This is a genomic window from Shewanella sp. 1180_01, assembly GCF_052850535.1.
The window spans coordinates 195,414-213,874 of record NZ_VXCT01000001.1; the positions used below are offsets into that span (position 1 = coordinate 195,414).

General features: G+C 46.3%; 16 protein-coding genes. 10 read left to right on the forward strand and 6 right to left on the reverse strand.

The genetic code is table 11. The features are described 5' to 3' along the window. Positions 1 to 65: 65 nt before the first annotated feature. Positions 66 to 692: a glutathione S-transferase gene (locus tag FW758_RS00940; RefSeq protein ID WP_220775819.1), complete on the reverse strand. Its 627-nt coding sequence runs from the start codon at positions 690 to 692 to the stop codon at positions 66 to 68. Between the two features lie 213 nt (positions 693 to 905). On the opposite strand from FW758_RS00940, the gene FW758_RS00945 reads away from it, so the two are divergent. After that, the gene (locus FW758_RS00945; protein WP_446444382.1) at positions 906 to 1,496 is read left to right on the forward strand and encodes a TetR/AcrR family transcriptional regulator; all 591 of its coding nucleotides are present in this window, start codon (positions 906 to 908) and stop codon (positions 1,494 to 1,496) included. A gap of 131 nt (positions 1,497 to 1,627) precedes the next feature. Here FW758_RS00945 and FW758_RS00950 read toward each other — a convergent pair whose 3' ends face one another. After that, positions 1,628 to 2,341, reverse strand: coding sequence for a DUF2461 domain-containing protein (locus tag FW758_RS00950; protein WP_446444383.1), 714 nt, complete (start codon positions 2,339 to 2,341; stop codon positions 1,628 to 1,630). Positions 2,342 to 2,656: 315 nt separating this feature from the next. Here FW758_RS00950 and FW758_RS00955 point away from each other — a divergent pair, with 315 nt between their 5' ends. After that, complete coding sequence (locus tag FW758_RS00955; RefSeq protein ID WP_446444384.1) at positions 2,657 to 4,876, forward strand: TonB-dependent receptor domain-containing protein; 2,220 nt, start codon at positions 2,657 to 2,659, stop codon at positions 4,874 to 4,876. A gap of 134 nt (positions 4,877 to 5,010) precedes the next feature. Further along, positions 5,011 to 5,574, forward strand: coding sequence for a PhnA domain-containing protein (locus FW758_RS00960; protein ID WP_006080922.1), 564 nt, complete (start codon positions 5,011 to 5,013; stop codon positions 5,572 to 5,574). A 99-nt stretch (positions 5,575 to 5,673) separates the two neighbouring features. On the opposite strand, the gene FW758_RS00965 is transcribed toward FW758_RS00960, so the two are convergent. After that, positions 5,674 to 6,879 carry an MFS transporter gene (locus FW758_RS00965; protein WP_446444385.1) on the reverse strand — a complete coding sequence of 402 codons (1,206 nt, stop codon included), beginning with the start codon at positions 6,877 to 6,879 and terminating at the stop codon, positions 5,674 to 5,676. 229 nt (positions 6,880 to 7,108) lie between these two features. On the opposite strand from FW758_RS00965, the gene FW758_RS00970 reads away from it, so the two are divergent. Further along, positions 7,109 to 7,705, forward strand: coding sequence for a MarR family winged helix-turn-helix transcriptional regulator (locus FW758_RS00970; protein WP_446444386.1), 597 nt, complete (start codon positions 7,109 to 7,111; stop codon positions 7,703 to 7,705). A gap of 127 nt (positions 7,706 to 7,832) precedes the next feature. Continuing rightward, positions 7,833 to 8,846, forward strand: a complete 1,014-nt coding sequence (locus tag FW758_RS00975; RefSeq protein WP_006080925.1) for a succinylglutamate desuccinylase/aspartoacylase family protein — start codon at positions 7,833 to 7,835, stop codon at positions 8,844 to 8,846. Positions 8,847 to 8,990: 144 nt separating this feature from the next. On the opposite strand, the gene FW758_RS00980 is transcribed toward FW758_RS00975, so the two are convergent. Next, positions 8,991 to 11,018: a methyl-accepting chemotaxis protein gene (locus FW758_RS00980; RefSeq protein ID WP_446444387.1), complete on the reverse strand. Its 2,028-nt coding sequence runs from the start codon at positions 11,016 to 11,018 to the stop codon at positions 8,991 to 8,993. A 207-nt stretch (positions 11,019 to 11,225) separates the two neighbouring features. On the opposite strand from FW758_RS00980, the gene FW758_RS00985 reads away from it, so the two are divergent. Further along, on the forward strand, positions 11,226 to 11,852 hold the full coding sequence (locus tag FW758_RS00985) for a fumarylacetoacetate hydrolase family protein (protein ID WP_446444388.1): 627 nt from the start codon (positions 11,226 to 11,228) through the stop codon (positions 11,850 to 11,852). A gap of 157 nt (positions 11,853 to 12,009) precedes the next feature. Here FW758_RS00985 and FW758_RS00990 read toward each other — a convergent pair whose 3' ends face one another. Next, on the reverse strand, positions 12,010 to 12,252 hold the full coding sequence (locus FW758_RS00990) for a hypothetical protein (RefSeq protein ID WP_006080930.1): 243 nt from the start codon (positions 12,250 to 12,252) through the stop codon (positions 12,010 to 12,012). Positions 12,253 to 12,507: 255 nt separating this feature from the next. On the opposite strand from FW758_RS00990, the gene FW758_RS00995 reads away from it, so the two are divergent. The 4 genes from FW758_RS00995 (at position 12,508) to FW758_RS01010 (ending at position 15,503) form a co-directional block, all read left to right on the forward strand. Further along, complete coding sequence (locus tag FW758_RS00995) at positions 12,508 to 12,789, forward strand: DUF134 domain-containing protein (RefSeq protein WP_006085187.1); 282 nt, start codon at positions 12,508 to 12,510, stop codon at positions 12,787 to 12,789. A gap of 45 nt (positions 12,790 to 12,834) precedes the next feature. Further along, a complete protein-coding gene (locus tag FW758_RS01000) occupies positions 12,835 to 13,266 on the forward strand; it encodes a transcriptional repressor (protein WP_006085188.1) in 432 nt (143 codons plus the stop codon). Between the two features lie 36 nt (positions 13,267 to 13,302). Then, positions 13,303 to 15,012 carry an FAD-dependent oxidoreductase gene (locus FW758_RS01005; protein WP_259482119.1) on the forward strand — a complete coding sequence of 570 codons (1,710 nt, stop codon included), beginning with the start codon at positions 13,303 to 13,305 and terminating at the stop codon, positions 15,010 to 15,012. A gap of 62 nt (positions 15,013 to 15,074) precedes the next feature. Continuing rightward, positions 15,075 to 15,503: a PaaI family thioesterase gene (locus FW758_RS01010; RefSeq protein ID WP_259521016.1), complete on the forward strand. Its 429-nt coding sequence runs from the start codon at positions 15,075 to 15,077 to the stop codon at positions 15,501 to 15,503. Positions 15,504 to 15,690: 187 nt separating this feature from the next. On the opposite strand, the gene FW758_RS01015 is transcribed toward FW758_RS01010, so the two are convergent. Continuing rightward, the gene (locus FW758_RS01015; protein WP_446444389.1) at positions 15,691 to 18,432 is read right to left on the reverse strand and encodes a family 20 glycosylhydrolase; all 2,742 of its coding nucleotides are present in this window, start codon (positions 18,430 to 18,432) and stop codon (positions 15,691 to 15,693) included. Positions 18,433 to 18,461: the final 29 nt, after the last annotated feature.

Consider the following 18,461-nt stretch of genomic DNA (forward strand, 5'->3'; position numbering starts at 1 on the left):
ATGATTCCTTTAGGTTATAACGCTTATAGCTACTCACTTTAGGGCCTATTCAGGCATTCGTGCCGCTATTTTGTAGGGGTTAACGATACTATGGCAGGACGCTGCGCCGTAGTGATGAACCAAGCCTTAAGATGCGGCAAGCTGTCAGTGACTTCAATATCTAAATTCTTAATAAAGCTGATAAAAACGTAAGCCGAAATATCGGCGATGCTGAATTCATCGCCTGCCACAAAGGGTGATGTGCTCAATTGTTGGTCTAATGTCGGTAGGAAGTCAATGACCCTTTGGCGTGATTCAGCACCCCAAGATTCGACACAATTTTCCCTGTCTTTATAGACACCGCTTAAATTACGAAAGGCTTGAAAGCCGACCATTAAGCCTTGTAACTCTATGATACGTTGCCACATTTCTATTTTGGCGCGCTCAAGTGGCGTATTACCAAATAGCGAATTAACACTTGGGTGGATTTCTTCTAAATAACGGCAAATGGCGATGGATTCACATAGGTAGCTGCCATCATCGAGTTCGAGCAGTGGAATGCGGCCATTTAAACTTTTGCTTTTAAACTCGGCACTTAAATTTTCACCGCCGCGGATATCGACGTTCACCCTCGGGATATCAATACCTTTTTCCGCTAGGAAAATACTGACACGGCGCGCGCTAGGCGTAGGGGCTAGTTCATAGAGTTTCATTTAATGTCCTGTAGTTTTTATCAATGCTTTATGCTCGATTTAAGCATATAAGACTTTAACGGAACGATCGGTTAGGATAGAATTTACGCCATATCTAAACGATCAGTCAAGAATGATTTACTCCTCAACTTTGTTTAGTAAACAGAAATGCGGTGAATGAGGAGTGCTAAAGCTGGTCGTTAGCGCGTATTCAAGAGATTAGGTCACAGGCTTATGGCACGAAGTTGTAATTTTGATCGGCAGGAAAAACTCATATTGGCGATGGAGCTTTTTTGGCAAAAGGGCTTTGCCGAAACCTCGATTTCCGATCTTGTCGGCCATTTAGGTATTAATCGATTTAGTCTTTATAACAGTTTCGGGGATAAGCAGAATCTTTACCGCGAGAGCCTCCGTTTTTACCTCGATAACTACTCCTTTGGCGCCTCAGATACACTGTTGCATGAAAAAGCGGGCTTGGTCGAAATAGAAGCTTATCTAGCGCGCTTTGTTGCCCTGCAGAGGGAACAAAAATACGGCTGTTTTATGCAAAATGCCGTGCTTGAAAAGAGCCTTGACGATGAGAGTGTGCTGCAGGAATGTCAGCGATTATTTTGCCGATTACAGGCTTCATTTACCCAAGTGTTACGGGATTGCCAAGCACGAGGCGAGTTACTCCCCCATGTACAACCACATCAGGTTGCTGCATTTTTAGTATTGCAATTACAAGGAATTAGGGTGTTAGGTAAAGCGGGTGAATATGAGCTGCTAGACAATGCCTTTGCAGTTTTACAGAGTTACTTGGGCACTTTAAATACAAAAGTTTAAGTGCAAATTAAGCCATTTAAGGTGCAAGTTGTAGTTTGAATGGCCTAGGTTTTTCGCTAGGCCATGTTGCTTTTAGCAATCTATTTTTTAACGGTCTATTTTTACGAATTAATTGGTTAAAAATCAATTGTCTAGAAGTCCAAATCCAGCGCGAAACACAGGTAGGCCATCAACTGAGAGCAGTGGGCAAATTGCTCGGCGCAGAAGTTAGCGGTATCTGGGCGACAGAGTTCTTCAAAAGCAATATTTTTAATGGCGATAAAATCTTTGCGTTTTAGCTCGGCCAGCATAGGGTGGTTTTTATCAAACCCTTTTGGTGGTCGAGTTAAGCTATCACCGTCCATATTAAATCCATGACTCTGCAAGGTTTGTAGCGCTTTTTTATAGCCGTTGGGATTCTCATCGATGCAAGTGCGAATGGCATTTAAGGCTTTCGATTCTGGGTGCCAAATCCCTGCGGCAATAAAACAGCCATCCTCGGCAATGTGTAAGTACAGTCCCGGCGCATGCACGTCTTTGCCCTGAAAATGGCGAAATTGAATACCAACATTGGTTTTATAGGGCGTTTTATCTTTGCTAAAACGGCTGTCTCGCTGGGGGCGCATAAGACTGCCACCGACTTTTTTCGGTACAGCAGTGAGCCTAGGCGAGAGGGCGAGGATACTGGGCTGCATTTGCTCGATAAACTGTAGCGCTGGGGTTCTCACTGTTTCTTCGTATTCCGCCTGATGGGCTTTAAACCAGTCGCGGGAGTTGTTTTGCGCCAGTTGATTTAAAAATTGCAAACTTGCAGCGCTGAACGTTGCACCAGTCGCAATAGGCATTTTAGTCGTGAGCGTGGCCATTATCGGTGAACCTTATTAATGCATGTGAAACGAGTGCCAACAGCCTAGAGATGCAAGCAGGGCGAACTGCCGTATATTCAACTATTGCAAGGTCGTGCACTCTATAGAGGATGAAAGGCTATCAAATATGGCAGTCATACTGCCATCCTTAGGCAAGATCTTCACTTAAAATTTTTGCAGCGTACCGTTTCTATCTTGTTTTCAACCAGACCGTTATTTACACGTAAAGCCAAGTGAGAACTATTCTTATCTTATTCGTTAGTGCCTATAATGCTGCCCTATTTTTAGATTGGTTTGTTAATAGGAAGACGTTAAATGGGTTGCCTGCCTAAGTTTGAGAAGTGGAAAGCGAATAGAAATCTGTCGCTTATGGGATTATGTATATTGCCCTCAATGCCGTTGTACGCCGCTGAGGTATTGGGCGAGCCTAAGGTTGAGCCAATTGAAATCCTACAGGTTCATGGGCAGCAATATCGTAGGGCCATCACAGTCGCTAAACCGGGTGAAGCGATTATTTCCATGGAACAAATCGAGGAGATGCAGGCAACGACCTTCGCCGAAGTGATTGATGATATGGCAGGGGCGCATATCGATGGCGGTACTCGCAGCGGCGGTGAGCGGATTAATATCTGGGGCTTTGGCGAGACCGAAGATTTTAACGTTTATGTGGATAATGCTCCGGTGGGATTTGAGCAGTATCGCTATGGCTCATTTTTCCTCGATCCTGATCTCATCAAACGAGTGGAAGTGATTAAAGGCGCCCATGATGTGCGCTCGGGTAATGGCGGTTTTGGTGGGGCCATGTATGTGGTCACTAAATCGGCCGATGATTTTCTTAAATATGATCAATCCCTTGGAGCGCGAGTCAAAACCAGCTACGCCAGCAATAATGACGCTATGGGTTATACGGGGACAGTTTATGGCCGAGTGAATTCACACTTATCTGGCTTGCTGCATCTTACACGCCGTGATGCGGGGGATGTCACTTTAGCCAATGGCGATGAGTTTGAATATTCGGGCTATGAGCAAGATAACTATCTAGGCAAGATGGATTATGAGCAGGGCGATCACCAACTTGCCTTGAGCGTGACCCATTATCTCGATGAGGGCCGCAAACCTTGGGCTAATCGCCGTGGCCCTATGCCTGCCATCTCAGACTACAACATCAAAAAGTACGGCTCCTACGAGCAGGCGCTGTATGCCACAACCGCCTATAACACCTATGAAGACAACACTTGGTCTGCCAATTATCGTTATTCGCCGAGCAATCCGCTGATTGATACCCAAGTGGTGATCTCCCATTCGGCGAATGCGCGCCACTGGGTAAGACCCGATATCGCGTGGGAGAAAATGACGGTTTCCGTAGGCAACTTCGGCCACGAATCTTGGCTAGATTACAAACGTGAATATATTGATATCAACAACTTGAGTTTGATTGGCGATCACGAGATCACCACAGGATTGCAGTACCGCAGTCTCGACCGTACTTCGCTCGTGTTTAACAAGAGTTATGAGAAGAATCCTGAGAAAAACTTTGGCTGGTACACACCTTATTATCAACCTGAAGGTCGCCAAGACACCTATGCCGTGTATGTTCGCGATGCGATTCATCTCACCAACGACTTAACCGTTACTCCCTCGCTACGATATGACTTTATCTACAGCATAGGTCGGCCAAATATTGCGCCAGATTATAACGACATCAGCGCGGGTCACGATTATAGCTCGACTCACCACTCGGGGTTCTCACCAAGATTAGGCATAGATTATCAACTGACAAACTACGCTCGGTTAAACTTTGATTACGCCTATAGTCTGCAAGCCCCTGTGGTGGATGAGATTTATGCCGTGCAATACGCCAAAGCCAGCATTACCGGTACGAGTCGCGACATCGATGTCGAACGCTTACACGCTTTCAAGTTAGGCTTGATGACGCAGCACCAGCATCTGCTTGCCAACGATGATGCGCTGTCGACTCAGCTTACTCTGTTTGCCAACCTAGGCCGCGATGATATCGCCCAGCGCCGTGGGGCTAAGTCTGATAAAACCCAGTTAATTCAAAGCGGTTACACCAATCTTGATGGTTACCATATTTACGGTGCCGATTTTGAAGCCCAATATCGCTATCAAGACGTGTTCAGTGATCTGGCGGTTTCATGGCTGCAAGGTCAGCACAATGGGTCACTCAGAGACAGCCAAGATGACGACGAGTATTTAGCCAACATGGCACCGCTCGATATTCGTCTGCGTTTAGGCATGTATATTACCGATGATATTTCAGTGGCTTGGCAGGGCGCTTGGTATGATGCGCAAACCAATGTTCCCCACGGTGATATCTTTAATGCCGAGTCGCCGAGCGAAAATTACTTTCTGCAGAACCTGTACCTCGCCTATGAACCTCAAGCCAGTTTAAAGGGATTAAGCGTGCGTTTGATGGTGAAAAACCTCACCAATCTGCAAGTGGTGCCGTTTCTCTCCGATGGGATCCCAGCTGCTGGGCGCGATGTTCGCTTGAGTTTAGGCTATGAATTTTAAAGATTAATCACCAAGGCAGTGTGGGCGCGGTTTATAAAACTTATAAAAAATAGGGTTATATTGCCTCAGCCCCCTGCCGAAAAAAGCCGGTTTATGGCATAATCCGCGTTTTACTAGGCATATAGAACAGAAAAATGACTGAAAATGAATTGCTAAGTCGCTGTGGCGGCAAGTGTGAACTGTGTGGCAGCGAGATCGAACTCTCTATTTATGATCTGCCAGCCTCCGATGGCCGTGACAATGAGATCATGATTTGTGAAACCTGCAGTGGCCAAATTGCGGCACCGGATACCATGGACATGAACCACTGGCGTTGTCTGAACGACAGCATGTGGAGCCCTGTACCGGCAGTTCAAGTGATGTCATATCGTATGCTTAAGCGCTTAAATGGCGAAAGCTGGGCGCAAGATTTACTGGATATGCTCTACCTCGAAGACGATGTAAAAGCGTGGGGCGATGCTGAAGTTGCCGCCGCAGGTGACGACACTACCCCGACGTTAGACAGTAATGGTGCCGTGATTAACGCCGGCGATACGGTCGTGATCATCAAAGACTTAAACGTGAAAGGCACTAGCTTTGTGGCTAAGCGCGGTACAGCTGTGCGTAACATTGCTTTGACTAACAACCCAGAGCACATTGAAGGCCGTGTTAACGGTACTCGCATTGTGATCCTGACGTGCTTCGTTAAAAAGTCTTAAGTTGAACCTAGTGTGGGCTCGATTTATCGAGCCGCACACCATAAAAAACCGCCATGCTCGTTAATCGACATGGCGGTTTTTTTATTTTGAATTAGAGAGTTAAGATACGCAGCGGGTGACTTGATATTGGCGTGCATAACCCTGCGGATTAAATTGCCAAGATAGTATCCACGCCATCAGACTTATGCCACCGAGCAATAACCACGCACTGTTAAAGCTATTGAAATTATCGCGAATTAATCCAGCAATCCAAGGCGAAATGGCGGCAATGGTATAACCCACACCTTGTACAAAGGCGGTTAATTTACCCGCTAACATCGGATTTTGTTGATGATCCATAGTCACAATTAATCCGAGTGGAAAAATCCCGCCTATGCCTAATCCCGCAAGTCCCGCCCATAAAAATAGCGACACTTGAGGGGCGAGTGCGAGTCCCATAAAGCCGATGAGTTGCAGTAAGCACAGTAGGGCAATAATAGCGCGTCTGTCCGTTGACTTGCTGGCAAGCCAAGGAAACACTAAGCCCGCGATCACTTCCATACTGGTTAAGAAACCTAACACTAATCCCGATTGCGTTTGGCTATAACCTAGCTCGACCGCGTAGGGCGCTAACCATGCAAGTACGCAAACATAACAGCTTGTGCCTAAAGCAAAAAATATCGCTAATAGCCAACTGCGACGAAAACGCCAAAAGCTAAGCTGCACAGTTTGCTCCGCAGTTTGATTCGGCAATGCGGCGTTATGTTTAACCATCAGCCATAGCGCCAGTGCCGCTACACCTAACCAAGTCCAATGGCCTAAGCCCGCGCGCCAACCTAAGTTCATCCCGATAAAAGGCGCACTGCTGGCGGCCAAAGCGGCGCCGCCCATAATGGCGGTGACGTAAAGCCCCATCATTAAGGGCACCCGTTCACCGAAATTGAGTTTGATCATGGCGGGCATGATGGTTTGAATAAGGGCGATACCGATTCCCGCCAGTAATGCCGAGCAGATAAGCCAACTGGCATCCATCGCCCAAAAACGCATCGCCGTGGCGACGATCAGCAGGATCAACGATCCCGTCATCACGGTATTAAAACCTAACCGTTTAGCGATACTAAAACCCGCAAAGCAGCCCAGTCCCATGGCGAGCACGGGCAGCAATGTCAGCATAGACGCTAGGGTAAAACTTAAGCTGATATCCTCTTGTATGCTGGGCAGCAAAGGCCCGACGGAAGCGAGAATGGGGCGCAGATTTAGACCTATAAGAATGAACGCGATTCCGAGAAGCAATAAATTCGCTTTCTCTGACTGGGGTGACCGCATGGATTGTCTCCAAAATAAGCTAAGTTTGATTTGTTGAAAGAGTGACCTGTAGCGGCATTTAGCACATTTACGATGATTTCCTATCAACAACAGTAAGTTGAAGCAGCATCGCTACAGTTCAAAAAGAATCTCTTTCAGATGTATCTTGATATAAAGATATTTTAATTCTGCGAGAAAATGACTAAGATGTAAAGAATGATATAAAGAATCTTTATGTTGAGATAAAGCTATGACAGCGAAAACGACACTCACTCACATGAGCCCTGCGGATACTAACTCGAGTTCTGCGGATAAAGACCAAGCAGCTTCGAACACCAAAGCAGATGGCCTTGAAAGCGAAGATGGTTTGGATAGCATTGTCGGCCAGTGGCAGCAACAAGGGGTGACTGATGATTTGATCCCTATGGCTGTGCTTGGGCGAATCGCGCGTTTAACGAAATATATTGAAGTGGTACTGCTGCAATGCCACGCCGAATTTGGCTTAGGTCAGGGCGAGTTCGATGTGCTTGCCACCTTAAGGCGTTCGGGTGAGCCGTTTACACTCTCACCTTCACAGCTTTATCAGAGCATGATGCTAAGCTCTGGCGCTATGACGAGCCGTTTAGACAGACTCGAAAATAAGGGACTGATTGAGCGGGCGCACAGTAAGGAAGATCGCCGCGCTGTCCATGTCTCGTTAACTGCTGAGGGTAAGGCGCTCATTGATAAGGCATTGCCGCAGCATATTCAATGTCAGAGTGCATTGTTAGCGGGCGTGAGCGTTGAAGATAGACCTATGTTGCTGCAGATTTTAAAATCTTGGCTGAACCAATTTGAGCCGCAATAAATTGTTTAAACTTCACGTGAGTTTTAGTTTCTAGTATTAGACAACTGGCGATAAGCGATAGCCGAGCGCTATTGGCTAGTATGGATCAGCCGCGCGGGACAACATTTGATAGTACAAGGGAGTTGCCATGGTAAAAAGACGTGAAGCATTTGAATTAGCAGGTAAACGAGTCACAGCAGGGACTCAACTGGGGATCAAGCTGGCCGCCGCTAAGTTGTATACCGATACGCAACTCGATATTCATGTGGAAGTGTTTCACGGGGCCAAACCCGGCCCTACTTTGCTGGTTTGCGCCGCCATTCATGGGGATGAACTCAATGGTATCGAGATTTGTCGGCGGTTATTAGCCAGAGTGAATCCTAAGAATTTGACGGGCACCTTGATTGTGGTGCCGATTGTGAATGTGTTTGGTTTTATTCAGCAATCCCGTTATTTACCCGATAGGCGCGATCTTAACCGTTGCTTCCCAGGCTCCAGTAAAGGTGCGTTGGCAAGCCGGTTAGCCAACCTGTTTGCCACTCAGTTATTAGTCCATGCAACCCATGTTATTGATTTACACACGGGCGCGATTCACAGAGACAACTTGCCGCAAATTCGCTGTGATACCAGCGATGAGACTATGCTGGCCATGGCGAATGCCTTTGGTGCGCCGCTTATTATGCATTCAAAAGCGCGCAGTGTTTCCATGCGGGGTTATGCTAATCAGCAGGGCATTCCATGTATTTTGTACGAGGCGGGCGAGGCGCTACGTTTCAGTGAATTGTCGATAAAATCCGGCCTTAAGGGCGTGCTTAATGTGATGCGCAGTTTAGGCATGTTGAAGGGGCGGGTGAGCAATAAGGGATCGAGTGTCAGCGCCATTCGCAGTTATTGGGTGCGCAGCGAATCCGATGGTTTAGTGAATATGAAGCTCAAGCTCGGCCAGCGGGTGACTAAGGGTTATATCATTGCCCATATCGTCAGCCCCCACGGTGGTGACAGTGTGGCGATTCGTGCACCAACCGACGGCATTATCATAGGGATCAGCAATATTCCCGTTACTAACGAAGGCGAGGGCATGTTCCATATTGCTCAGTTTGAAGGTGACGAAATTGAAATGGCCAATGAACAGCTCGATGAATTTTTGATGGAATATGCTTAACCGCAGACTTGTTGGCATTGGATATACAGCCACAGAAGTCGCTAAGATGGTTTTGCGACTTCTGTGCTCATTTTTACCGCGCTAACTCTTGTCTCTAGTCATCCCACGAATACCATTTTCGACATTCCTAAAAATCTAAACTCACTAGAGTTTAAAGCGTTCCACTGAGCTGGTGAGTGAGTGGGCAAGCGTGGTGACTTCGTTGCTACGTTTGGCCATGTCCATGGCTTCATTGGCATTTTGATCTGCTGCTTGCGCCGCCTCGCTCATGCTCGACTCAATACGTTGACTGTAATCTAGCTGCTCGTGGGCGGCGTGGGTGATCTCTAGACTCATGTCATTGAGCGTATGTAAGGTGCTTTCTATGTGGGCGATAGCATCCTGCAGGGTTTGGCTTTGTCCGACACATTCGTTTGCCTGATTTTGACCTGTGGTAATTGCACTCGCAGCCGTGGAGGTCTCTTTTTGCAGGGCCGTGATCATGGTTTGAATTTCGGCGGTGGCAGCTTGGGTGCGTGAGGCAAGGGATCGCACCTCATCGGCCACGACGGCAAAACCCCGTCCATGTTCCCCCGCTCTGGCGGCTTCAATGGCGGCGTTCAGTGCCAGCAAATTGGTTTGTTCGGCAATGCTGCTAATGGTGGTTAAAATGCTGCCAATATTATCGCTTTGAATACTCAAGCGAGACATGACTTCAACTGAGCTACTTAAACGGGCGCTCAGTTCGGCAATTTTATTGCGATTATCATCGGCAATTTGCTTCACTTGATTACCGTATTTAGAGGCTTGGCTGATTTGTTTAGCCGATTCACTGGCCTGTTCGGTCACTAAACTAGAACTGGTAAACATCTGTTCTGCTAAGGCTTTAGTTTCATCGACTCGACTGATTTGCGCCGTTGCTGCATTGGCGATACGCTGGCCTTGCTCATTGGTTTGGGTGGCAGAGCTGTCCAGCGAATGGGCATTTTGGCTGATATTGGTGAGTAGCTTGGCAAGGTCGTCACTCAAGGTATTCATGTTATCAATTAGGGTGCCAAATTCATCGTCATGGCGTTTATGAATGCGTTTAGATAAATCCCCACGGGCGATGCTCGCCAGCGCGCCATTCACTAAGGCCAATGGATTGAGCATGGCCTTGGAGGTAAAGAAGGAAATAAAACTCACCATAAGGATAAACATTATGGCGAGCACTATCGCTAAGGTTTGCCCTTGCTCAATGGCATCGCTGGCAATGGTTTGCAGGCTGGTAAATCGGCGGTCGGCTAAGTTGATTAACTTATCTAAGGCGAGATTATTCGCATTAAATTCTTTATCGGCATCGAGGTAATGTTGCTCTGCTTGTCGTTGTGCCTCAACTACGGCTTCCTGCACTTTATAAAGTTCGGCAGGCGCTGCGAGTAAGGTATTGATAATCGCATATTCTTGCTCGAATGTTTGCAGTAGGCCTAAGGTATCAAGCCCATCAGTTTGTTGTTTTAAAAAGGTAAAGTTAGTGGTGAGATTTCCCAGTAAAATACCGACATCCTGTAGGTGCGATTGAATAACATCCAAACTTTGAGTGTGGATCAGTTCCCCCATAGTGTTGGCTAGCGTATAGAGCATGTCGTCAATGCGAGTACCTGTGCCGATAATTTCTTCGATTAAAGTCGGATTATCGGGGATGGAAAGAGTTTCGAGATCAATCATCGCATTACTGGCGTTGGTCTTGGCATGGTTAAAGCGCTCAAAGAGTTGCAGGTACTGCCGTTTTGCTTGTTCATTGGCGAGTTTAGCGCTAAACATGGCTTGGCTTTGCTGCAAATAGGCTTGGTATCTTGCCTGCGCTTCGTTTAGGGATGTTTGCATCTTAGGTTGATCTGCAACTCGCTCAATTAACTCATTTTCGATACTTTGATATTTCTTCTGCAGCGCGGTAAATGCTTGCTGACTTTTGGTTAAGGCGGCAGTGTCTTGCTGACTATGGGCCAAGGTGGCAAGGCGTGACATTTTTAATAGCACTAGTTGCAAGCTATTACTCTGCTTTTGCACGGGTACGGCTAAGGTTTCAATATTTTGATAGGCGGTTTGCACTTGGGAGAGTGAATAGTAGAAAAAGCTACTACCAGCGATGAGCAGCGCGCCAATTGCACTAAAACTAAAGATGATTTTTTGTTTTATGGTAAGCGTTAACATAGTGCGAAAACCTCTTCTATGACTGTCCCTGTAAAATGGGTTTATTAATGGTTAGATCGCTGTTTTCGTTGAAATATTGATTTAAGTGTAGCAGAGTTCGTCATAAGTACAGTGATTAGTTCAATTGAACGTTTAGATTTAATTTAGGTTAACTAGTTGGTTTTATTATTTAAAATAATTTCAACCCTATCTTGAAAAGGATTAAAGATGAAATCAGTCGTGTTAGGTGAAAACCTTATCGTACCGACAAAAATTCTCTGCATTGGGCGTAACTATGTTGAGCATATCCATGAATTAGGTAACGAAATTCCCGAGGATATGGTGGTATTTTTAAAGCCCAATTCGGCCATTTCGACTGTGCTTCATTTTGAGCATCAAGGGGAAACCTTGCATTATGAAACCGAGCTGTGTTTTATGTTTCAAAATGGCCGTTTCAGTAGCGTCGCCGTCGGTTTAGATCTCACAAAACGTGATTTGCAAAGCAAGTTAAAAGCCAAGGGATTGCCTTGGGAGCGGGCAAAGGCCTTCGATGGGGCTGCATTATTCAGTCCCTTTGTGGCGATTGATGATGCCGAGGCGCCGCTGCATTTTACCTTGAGTATCAACGACAACTTGGTTCAAGAGGGGCATATTGATTTAATGATCTACAAACCTCAGACTATATTGTCCGAACTGCAAGCCTTTATCAGTCTCGATGAAGGCGATATTGTGATGACAGGCACCCCCAAAGGCGTGGGAGTGATTCCCGCTAAAAGTGTATTTAACGTCACGCTGAGCCGGGGGCTGCAAGCGAGTGCTGAACCCTTGCTCGAATGGCAGTGGCAAGTGTCTTGAGTCTTGAGTCTTGAGTCTTGAGTCTTGAAAAGGTTGAAGTTCGCACGAACAATGTCAATAAATAGCGAAGTAATTAATGCTGCTACGGCGTGTTATCCGTAATACCGCCGTAGTGTTAATTCGAAAGTGTTAAGGCAAAAGTTTTGATTCTAATTTGCTAGAGTCCCGCGACGGCTTCCATATCGAGTTCTATATCAGTACAGCCTTTAGCGCAGTAAATTCCTGCCGCTTGTTCTGCCTTTGCCTGCTCAGGCAATATCACTTTTAATGTCTGTTTACAGCTAGGACATTGCACTGGCTTACCTTTAAATACCCGTTTAATCAGATTCTTCTGCTCATTGAACGAGGTCGCAGTGGTTTGATTTAACACGGCAAAGGGGCTAGTAGACGCTGTTGTCATCGGCAGTGAAATCCTTAAAAATTGAGTGAATGATATAGCTTAAAAATGAGCAACTCACGACGCTGTCAATCGGCATTTGCCTTAGTTGTGGCGATTATAGCCTGAGTTTAGGTGATATTGAAAAGCTCAAATGCAAACAGCGAACGGTGCTTTCATGGCTTAGGCCGCTTTTAGCATTTTCCTCGTCTACTGATATAGGTTGCATATGGGAACTATACCGAATATAAATGGCATATGCTATAAACGAGGTGTAACATGGTCAGACCAAAAATCCCCAGAACTATTTGTGGCCAAAGAGCCAATATCTGTTTTAAGCCTAATGGCATTCCTATGACACAGTTAGAGCAGGTGCCGCTGGCCGAGGACGAAATCGAGGCTATGCGCTTAGTTGATTTACTCGGCATGCAGCAACAGGAAGCGGCTAAATCAATGGGTGTATCACGTCAAACCTTGGCGAATTTAGTTAAAGGGGCAAGGTATAAGGTGGTTGATAGCTTAATCAACGGTAAAGCGCTGATGACAAACAATATCAACTGAGTATTGAACACTGGTAACGCGTATCGACGTGTCTAGGTAAGTGTAATGCAAGCAGTATTGAAAGACTCGGGCCTTAAAGTCACCACTCAAAGATGCAAGTTGCTTAAGTTTTTAACTCAAGTCGATAAGCAACATTTAACCATCGAAAATATCTATCAGGGGTTAAATGCGCAGGGCGAGACCATGGGCCTCAATACTGTGTACCGAATCATGGCGCATTTCGAACAAGCCGGCTTAGTGGTAAGGCGGCTTTTTGAGTCTGAAAATGCGATGTATGAGCTCAATGGGAAACCGCGTCATGAGCATTTAATCTGCTTAACTTGCGGCAAGTTAGTTGAGTTTGCCGATCCTTTGATTGACTTACGTTTATGGTTAGCAGCTGAACGTCACGGTATGAGTATCGATCATCACAGCCTTAATATTTATGGTCACTGTTTTGATTGTAAGCAAAAGCTTGAGAGCAAATCGGGTAGATAGACGAAATATTATTCGTTAATTTTATTGGAGAAGAACATGACTAAAATAGTGATTGTAGGCGGTGTTGCTGGTGGCGCATCTGCAGCAGCAAGAGCAAGACGTGTATCAGAAACTGCTGAAATTATCATGTTAGAGCGAGGCGAGTTTATTTCATTTGCGAACTGTGGCTTGCCTTATCATATTGGCGGTGAGATAGAGTCTAGAGAGGCCTTGTTGCTGCAAACGCCTGAAAGCTTTAAATCACGTTTTAATATTGAAGTGCGCGTGTTTAATGATGTGATTGCAATTAATCGACAAACCAAGCAGTTAAGCATACGTAATCTGCTCACAGATGAAGTCTATCAAGAGTCATATGATAAGTTGTTGCTAAGTCCAGGTGCCTCGCCAATCAAACCTCCAATTAGCGGCATTAATAGTCATTTTGTGCATAGCCTGCGAAATATTCCCGATATGGATAAGGTGTTAGCTAACCTTTTGCTGCATAAACCTAAGCATGCCACTGTCGTCGGTGGTGGCTTTATTGGTTTAGAGATGGCAGAAGCACTACGACATCGAGGATTAGAGGTGAGTTTACTAGAGCTTGCCGACCAAGTGATGGGGCCGGTCGATGTTGAAATGGCCAATATACTGCATCAAAAATTAGTCGATAATGGCGTGGATTTACGTTTAAAAACAGGATTGACCGCAGTTCATGAGCGTCCTATTCAACCGGCTGAATCCGACATTACCGATGACTACGATACGCCAGTGTTTCCTCATTACCATCTACATTTAGATTTGAGTGATAACAGCAGCTTAGCTACAGATTTAGTGATCCTTGCCATAGGTGTTAAGCCTGAAACCCGCTTAGCATCTGAATGCGGTTTAACCTTAGGCAAGCTCGGTGGAATTTACGTTGACGCCAGTATGCGCACTTCTGACCCGGACATCTATGCCGTAGGCGATGCGATTGAAACTGATGATTTTGTTACAGGTAATCCAATACTTATTCCACTCGCAGGTCCCGCCAATCGTCAAGGTCGATTAGCCGCAGATAATATGCTTGGCGGCAATAAGCTGTATCGTGCCACCCAAGGTACTGCAATTTGTAAATTGTTTGATATGGCAATCGCCTCAACGGGGTTAAACGAGAAGAGTTTGCTAAGGCAAGTTATTCCGTTTGAAAAGATTTATGTGCACACCGCTAGCCATGCCAGCTATTACCCTAGAGCACATCCCATTACCCTAAAGCTGTTGTTTTGCCCTGATAACGGCCGTATTTTAGGGGCTCAAGCCGCTGGGATTGATGGCGTCGACAAACGCATTGATGTGTTAGCAGTAGCACAACGGGCAGGAATGACAGTTTATGATTTAGCCGATCTTGAACTCACTTATGCACCACCCTTTGGCTCGGCGCGTGATGTAGTGAATCAAGCCGGCATGGTGGCTGCAAACGTCTTATTAGGTGATGAATCCATTTGCCATTCTCAGGAACTAGATCATCTGACGGCTGAACAAGTCATTATCGATGTGCGCAACCCGAGCGAGCTAACGGCAGTGGGTGCCATTGCTGGTGCGATTAATATTCCGTTGCCAGTACTGAGAGACAGGCTCAATGAACTTCCTAAAGACAAAGAACTGCTCGTATTTTGCCAAGTGGGTCTGCGCGGGCATGTCGCTTATCGGATGTTAGTGCAACATGGTTTTAAGGTACGCAACCTCAGTGGTGGCTATAAAACTTATCAAATGGTTAATGCACGTTTTTAGTGAAGAACAGCATTAAAGATGGATTTTAAAACCATTTACATCCATCAATAAATAGGTGCAGCGTGAACAGTTATCAAGATTGTAAACAAAGCCACAGCCAATGCCTTGTCTGTGGCGACGCGACTCAAAACCCTTTGTCTTTGCAGTGTAAGTTTTTTGCTGACGGTAAGGATCAGGTTGTGGGTTATCATAAGGTCAATCGCCAGCTTCAGGGCTATAACAACCTACTACATGGAGGCGTTGCCAGTTCCTTAGTGGATGCCGCTATGACCCATTGTTTGTTTATGCAGGGCATAAAAGCATTAACAGCTGAAATGACTGTGCGTTTTGTTGCGCCAATAAAGGTGGGAGATGCCATTAAAATTGTCGGCCGAATCGTGAGCCAGCGTATGGGAATGTACCAATTGGAAGCCTCACTTTATGTGGCTGATATCGCGTGTGTGACTGCTAAGGCAAAATTCATTCAACCTAAGAGAGGTGTAATAAATTAATCCTGTTAGGTAGCTGTGTATCAATTTGATTTTAAATAATTAATTAACTTTTTAGAGAGCTTCAAGCATAAAGTCGCAATCTCAGATTAATAACGTGAGCGTTTCCAAAAAACAAATATCAGCGGCATCAGTTGGGCGTTAACGCGTCGGCCATCACGTGTGATGGCCGATATTGTGCGATGAACGATTAGAGGGAGCTTTGCCAAGTCGATGGGCGAGAGTAACGCGCGCCATCTTTGACTCTAGCGCGGATGTGTTTGACATCATTAAGCTTGAAAGCTTGACGGTAGCTTAGCCAAGGTCCTGAGTCGAGTTGGTATTCCAGCTCGGCATTGGGATATAAGCTATTGAGCACTAACTGCTGATGTTCAACACGTATTCCAGGCGGTGCTATGCGATAGAAAACTCCCGCTTTTGCTAACTTAGGTTGCACTTTATTGGCGTAAACTGCAGCGAAGGTTTGCCAATCCTGTTTGAGGACTTGCTCGGCTTGGCCATTGAGTTGGCGGGCAAAATGTTGAGTCTGTTGGCTATAGATTTTACCTTGATAATCATAGGCTAATTCCCATGGTGCCTTATGCCATGCCCGTTCGGCGAGGGCGACCATGCGCGGAAATAGCATGTACTCTGCTTGCTCGTCCGATTGCACCATTTCGCTCCAAAGATGCCCCTGTAAGCCGTAAAAACTGTGCCCCGGTTTGAGCTGGCTGTGGCTATCGTCCGACACAAATGGCTGATTTAAGCTATTGTGCCAGCGCTCGGCATGGGCGGGCAGGTTGTCGGGCATAAAGCTAAACACCTTAAAACTGTCTATTCCCCTCGAGGCCCAATGATTGCCGCGCTCATCTGGATGGCTAGCATAGGGGAAATCGAAATAGGTGGCTTCTGGCGTTGAGATAACGACCTTCCAGCCAAGATTTGCTTGCTTATGGGCGATTTGATGGCCGTTATCCGAAATCAGCGACCAAGCGTTAGATTGCACTTGGGCGGGCATGTTTTCGGGGCGCACTTCACCCATGCCATCATTCCAACCAGCGGCAATAATTCCTTTCTCTGCCAACATGTTCGCAACTCGCTCGATAAAGTAACCATTGAGCGAATGCAGTCCGGCTAACTCATCGGCTTTTTGTTTTTTCATTGCGATACACGCGGGGGATTCTACCCAAGCGCCCGCGGTTTCATCGGCGCCTATGTGGTAATGCACTAAAGGAATGCCTACGGCTTGGTGCATCTTTTTAACTTCATCAATCACAGTATCGATAAAGTGATAGGTGCTCGGCAGACACACATTGAGTGTGTTGTCGTGGTAATACTGAATCGACGAATATTGGGTTTTATCTGTAAATTCAGTCAGTAAAAACTCCTCCGCCTTAGCTTTGTCTCCCTTGGCGAGGTAATGGTGATAACGCGCCTCCATGGATTTTATTGCGGCGCGTGAATGCCCCGGCATGTCCAGTGAAGGGATCACTTCGATGTGGTGAGCATCAGCCAGTTGTAATATTTCTTGGTATTGCGCCACGGTTAAGTAGCCATCGACGGGGTTTACGTCCGCTATGCCGCTGCCCAGTTGTGGCAATAAACAGGTTTGTTCGGTTAAATCGAAACAGCGTTTTGCGCCCACATCGGTCAGTTCGGGTAAGCCGGGTATGGCTAAACGCCAGCCTTCATCGTCGGCTAAGTGCAAATGCAGCTTATTGATTTTATAGGCGGCGAGCTGTGGAATAATGCGTTTGATAAAATCGAGCGAGTGGAAGTTACGGGCTAAATCGATGTGCAGGCCGCGAAAGGCGTAGCGAGGCTGGTCTTGAATATCGATGGCGACCAGTTGATCGTCACTTAAACTGATCAGCCCAGCTAGGCTCTGTAGGCCATAGAAGAGTCCCGCTTCACTGCCCGCTCGAATACTGATTTGCTCGGCCGTTATGGTTAACCGATAGGCTTCGCTGTTTTTAATTTCACTATCATGGGCTTCAGTGCTGGCGACTTTAGGAGCTTGAGTATCGAGTTGCAATAACAGCGGCGTGCCTTTGTCCTTGGCCGAAAAGCCTAAAGAATCGAGGTAATCCAACGCCGCCTGCCGGCCCTTAAAATCGACAGTTGCAGCCGCGAGTCGATAACCTTCAGCAAGGGATAAAGGCGCCGAGTTTAGGCTTTGGCTATGAAGTGGTGTGGGGATAAGTTTGCCGCTAATGTCAGGTGCTTTGTCTGCGGCTAAGGCTTGATATTGCTCGGCTAAATACTGGCCATCGGCAAAGGGGGTTGCATCGTTTTTTGCCAGTAAGAATTGTTTTTCAGCATTAAAAGGCGCCAGGTAGTCTTGCTGGGTTAAGCCTGTTTCTGGATCGCGCCTTGTTTGAGTGCTCTTTATGACCTGCGCCTTATCGCCCATAGCGACAAAGAAGTTTGGCATAAACTCGGAACGGGTGATTTGGCTGCCTTTGCTATAAAACTCAATACGATAAACTTGATTGGCGACGAATCCCTTAAAGCTGGCTTTAGGAGTGATTTTATGTAAATCGCCATTGATATGCTCAATGCTAAAGTCACCCGCATCGACGAAATAAACGGGCGATAATTGGCTGAAATAAATTTGCCAGTCGCCGTGATTTAACTCTTCGTTAGATAACTTGTCGTTGGATAACTGAGTGGGCAAGGTCAGCTCAATGGCAGAGCGATAGCATTGGGCTTCTTTAGTGGGACAGGTTTCAAGATAACTAGCGGTTAACTGATAATTTAATTGGAGTTTATCGGCCAATTGATTCAGCGCAACATTATTTGCCTCCTGCACGGCGTTGGCGGCCTGTACTGATGGCATAGCAAGTATTGAAAGCACTGGCCCCAAGGGAAGCACGGCCATTATGCCGCTGACTAAGGCCGTCTTAATCCTCTGCCACTTTATTTTCCCTTTCTGTGTTATTTGTCCTTTCACTTAGCTGAGTCCTTTTGTTGTAAAAACCA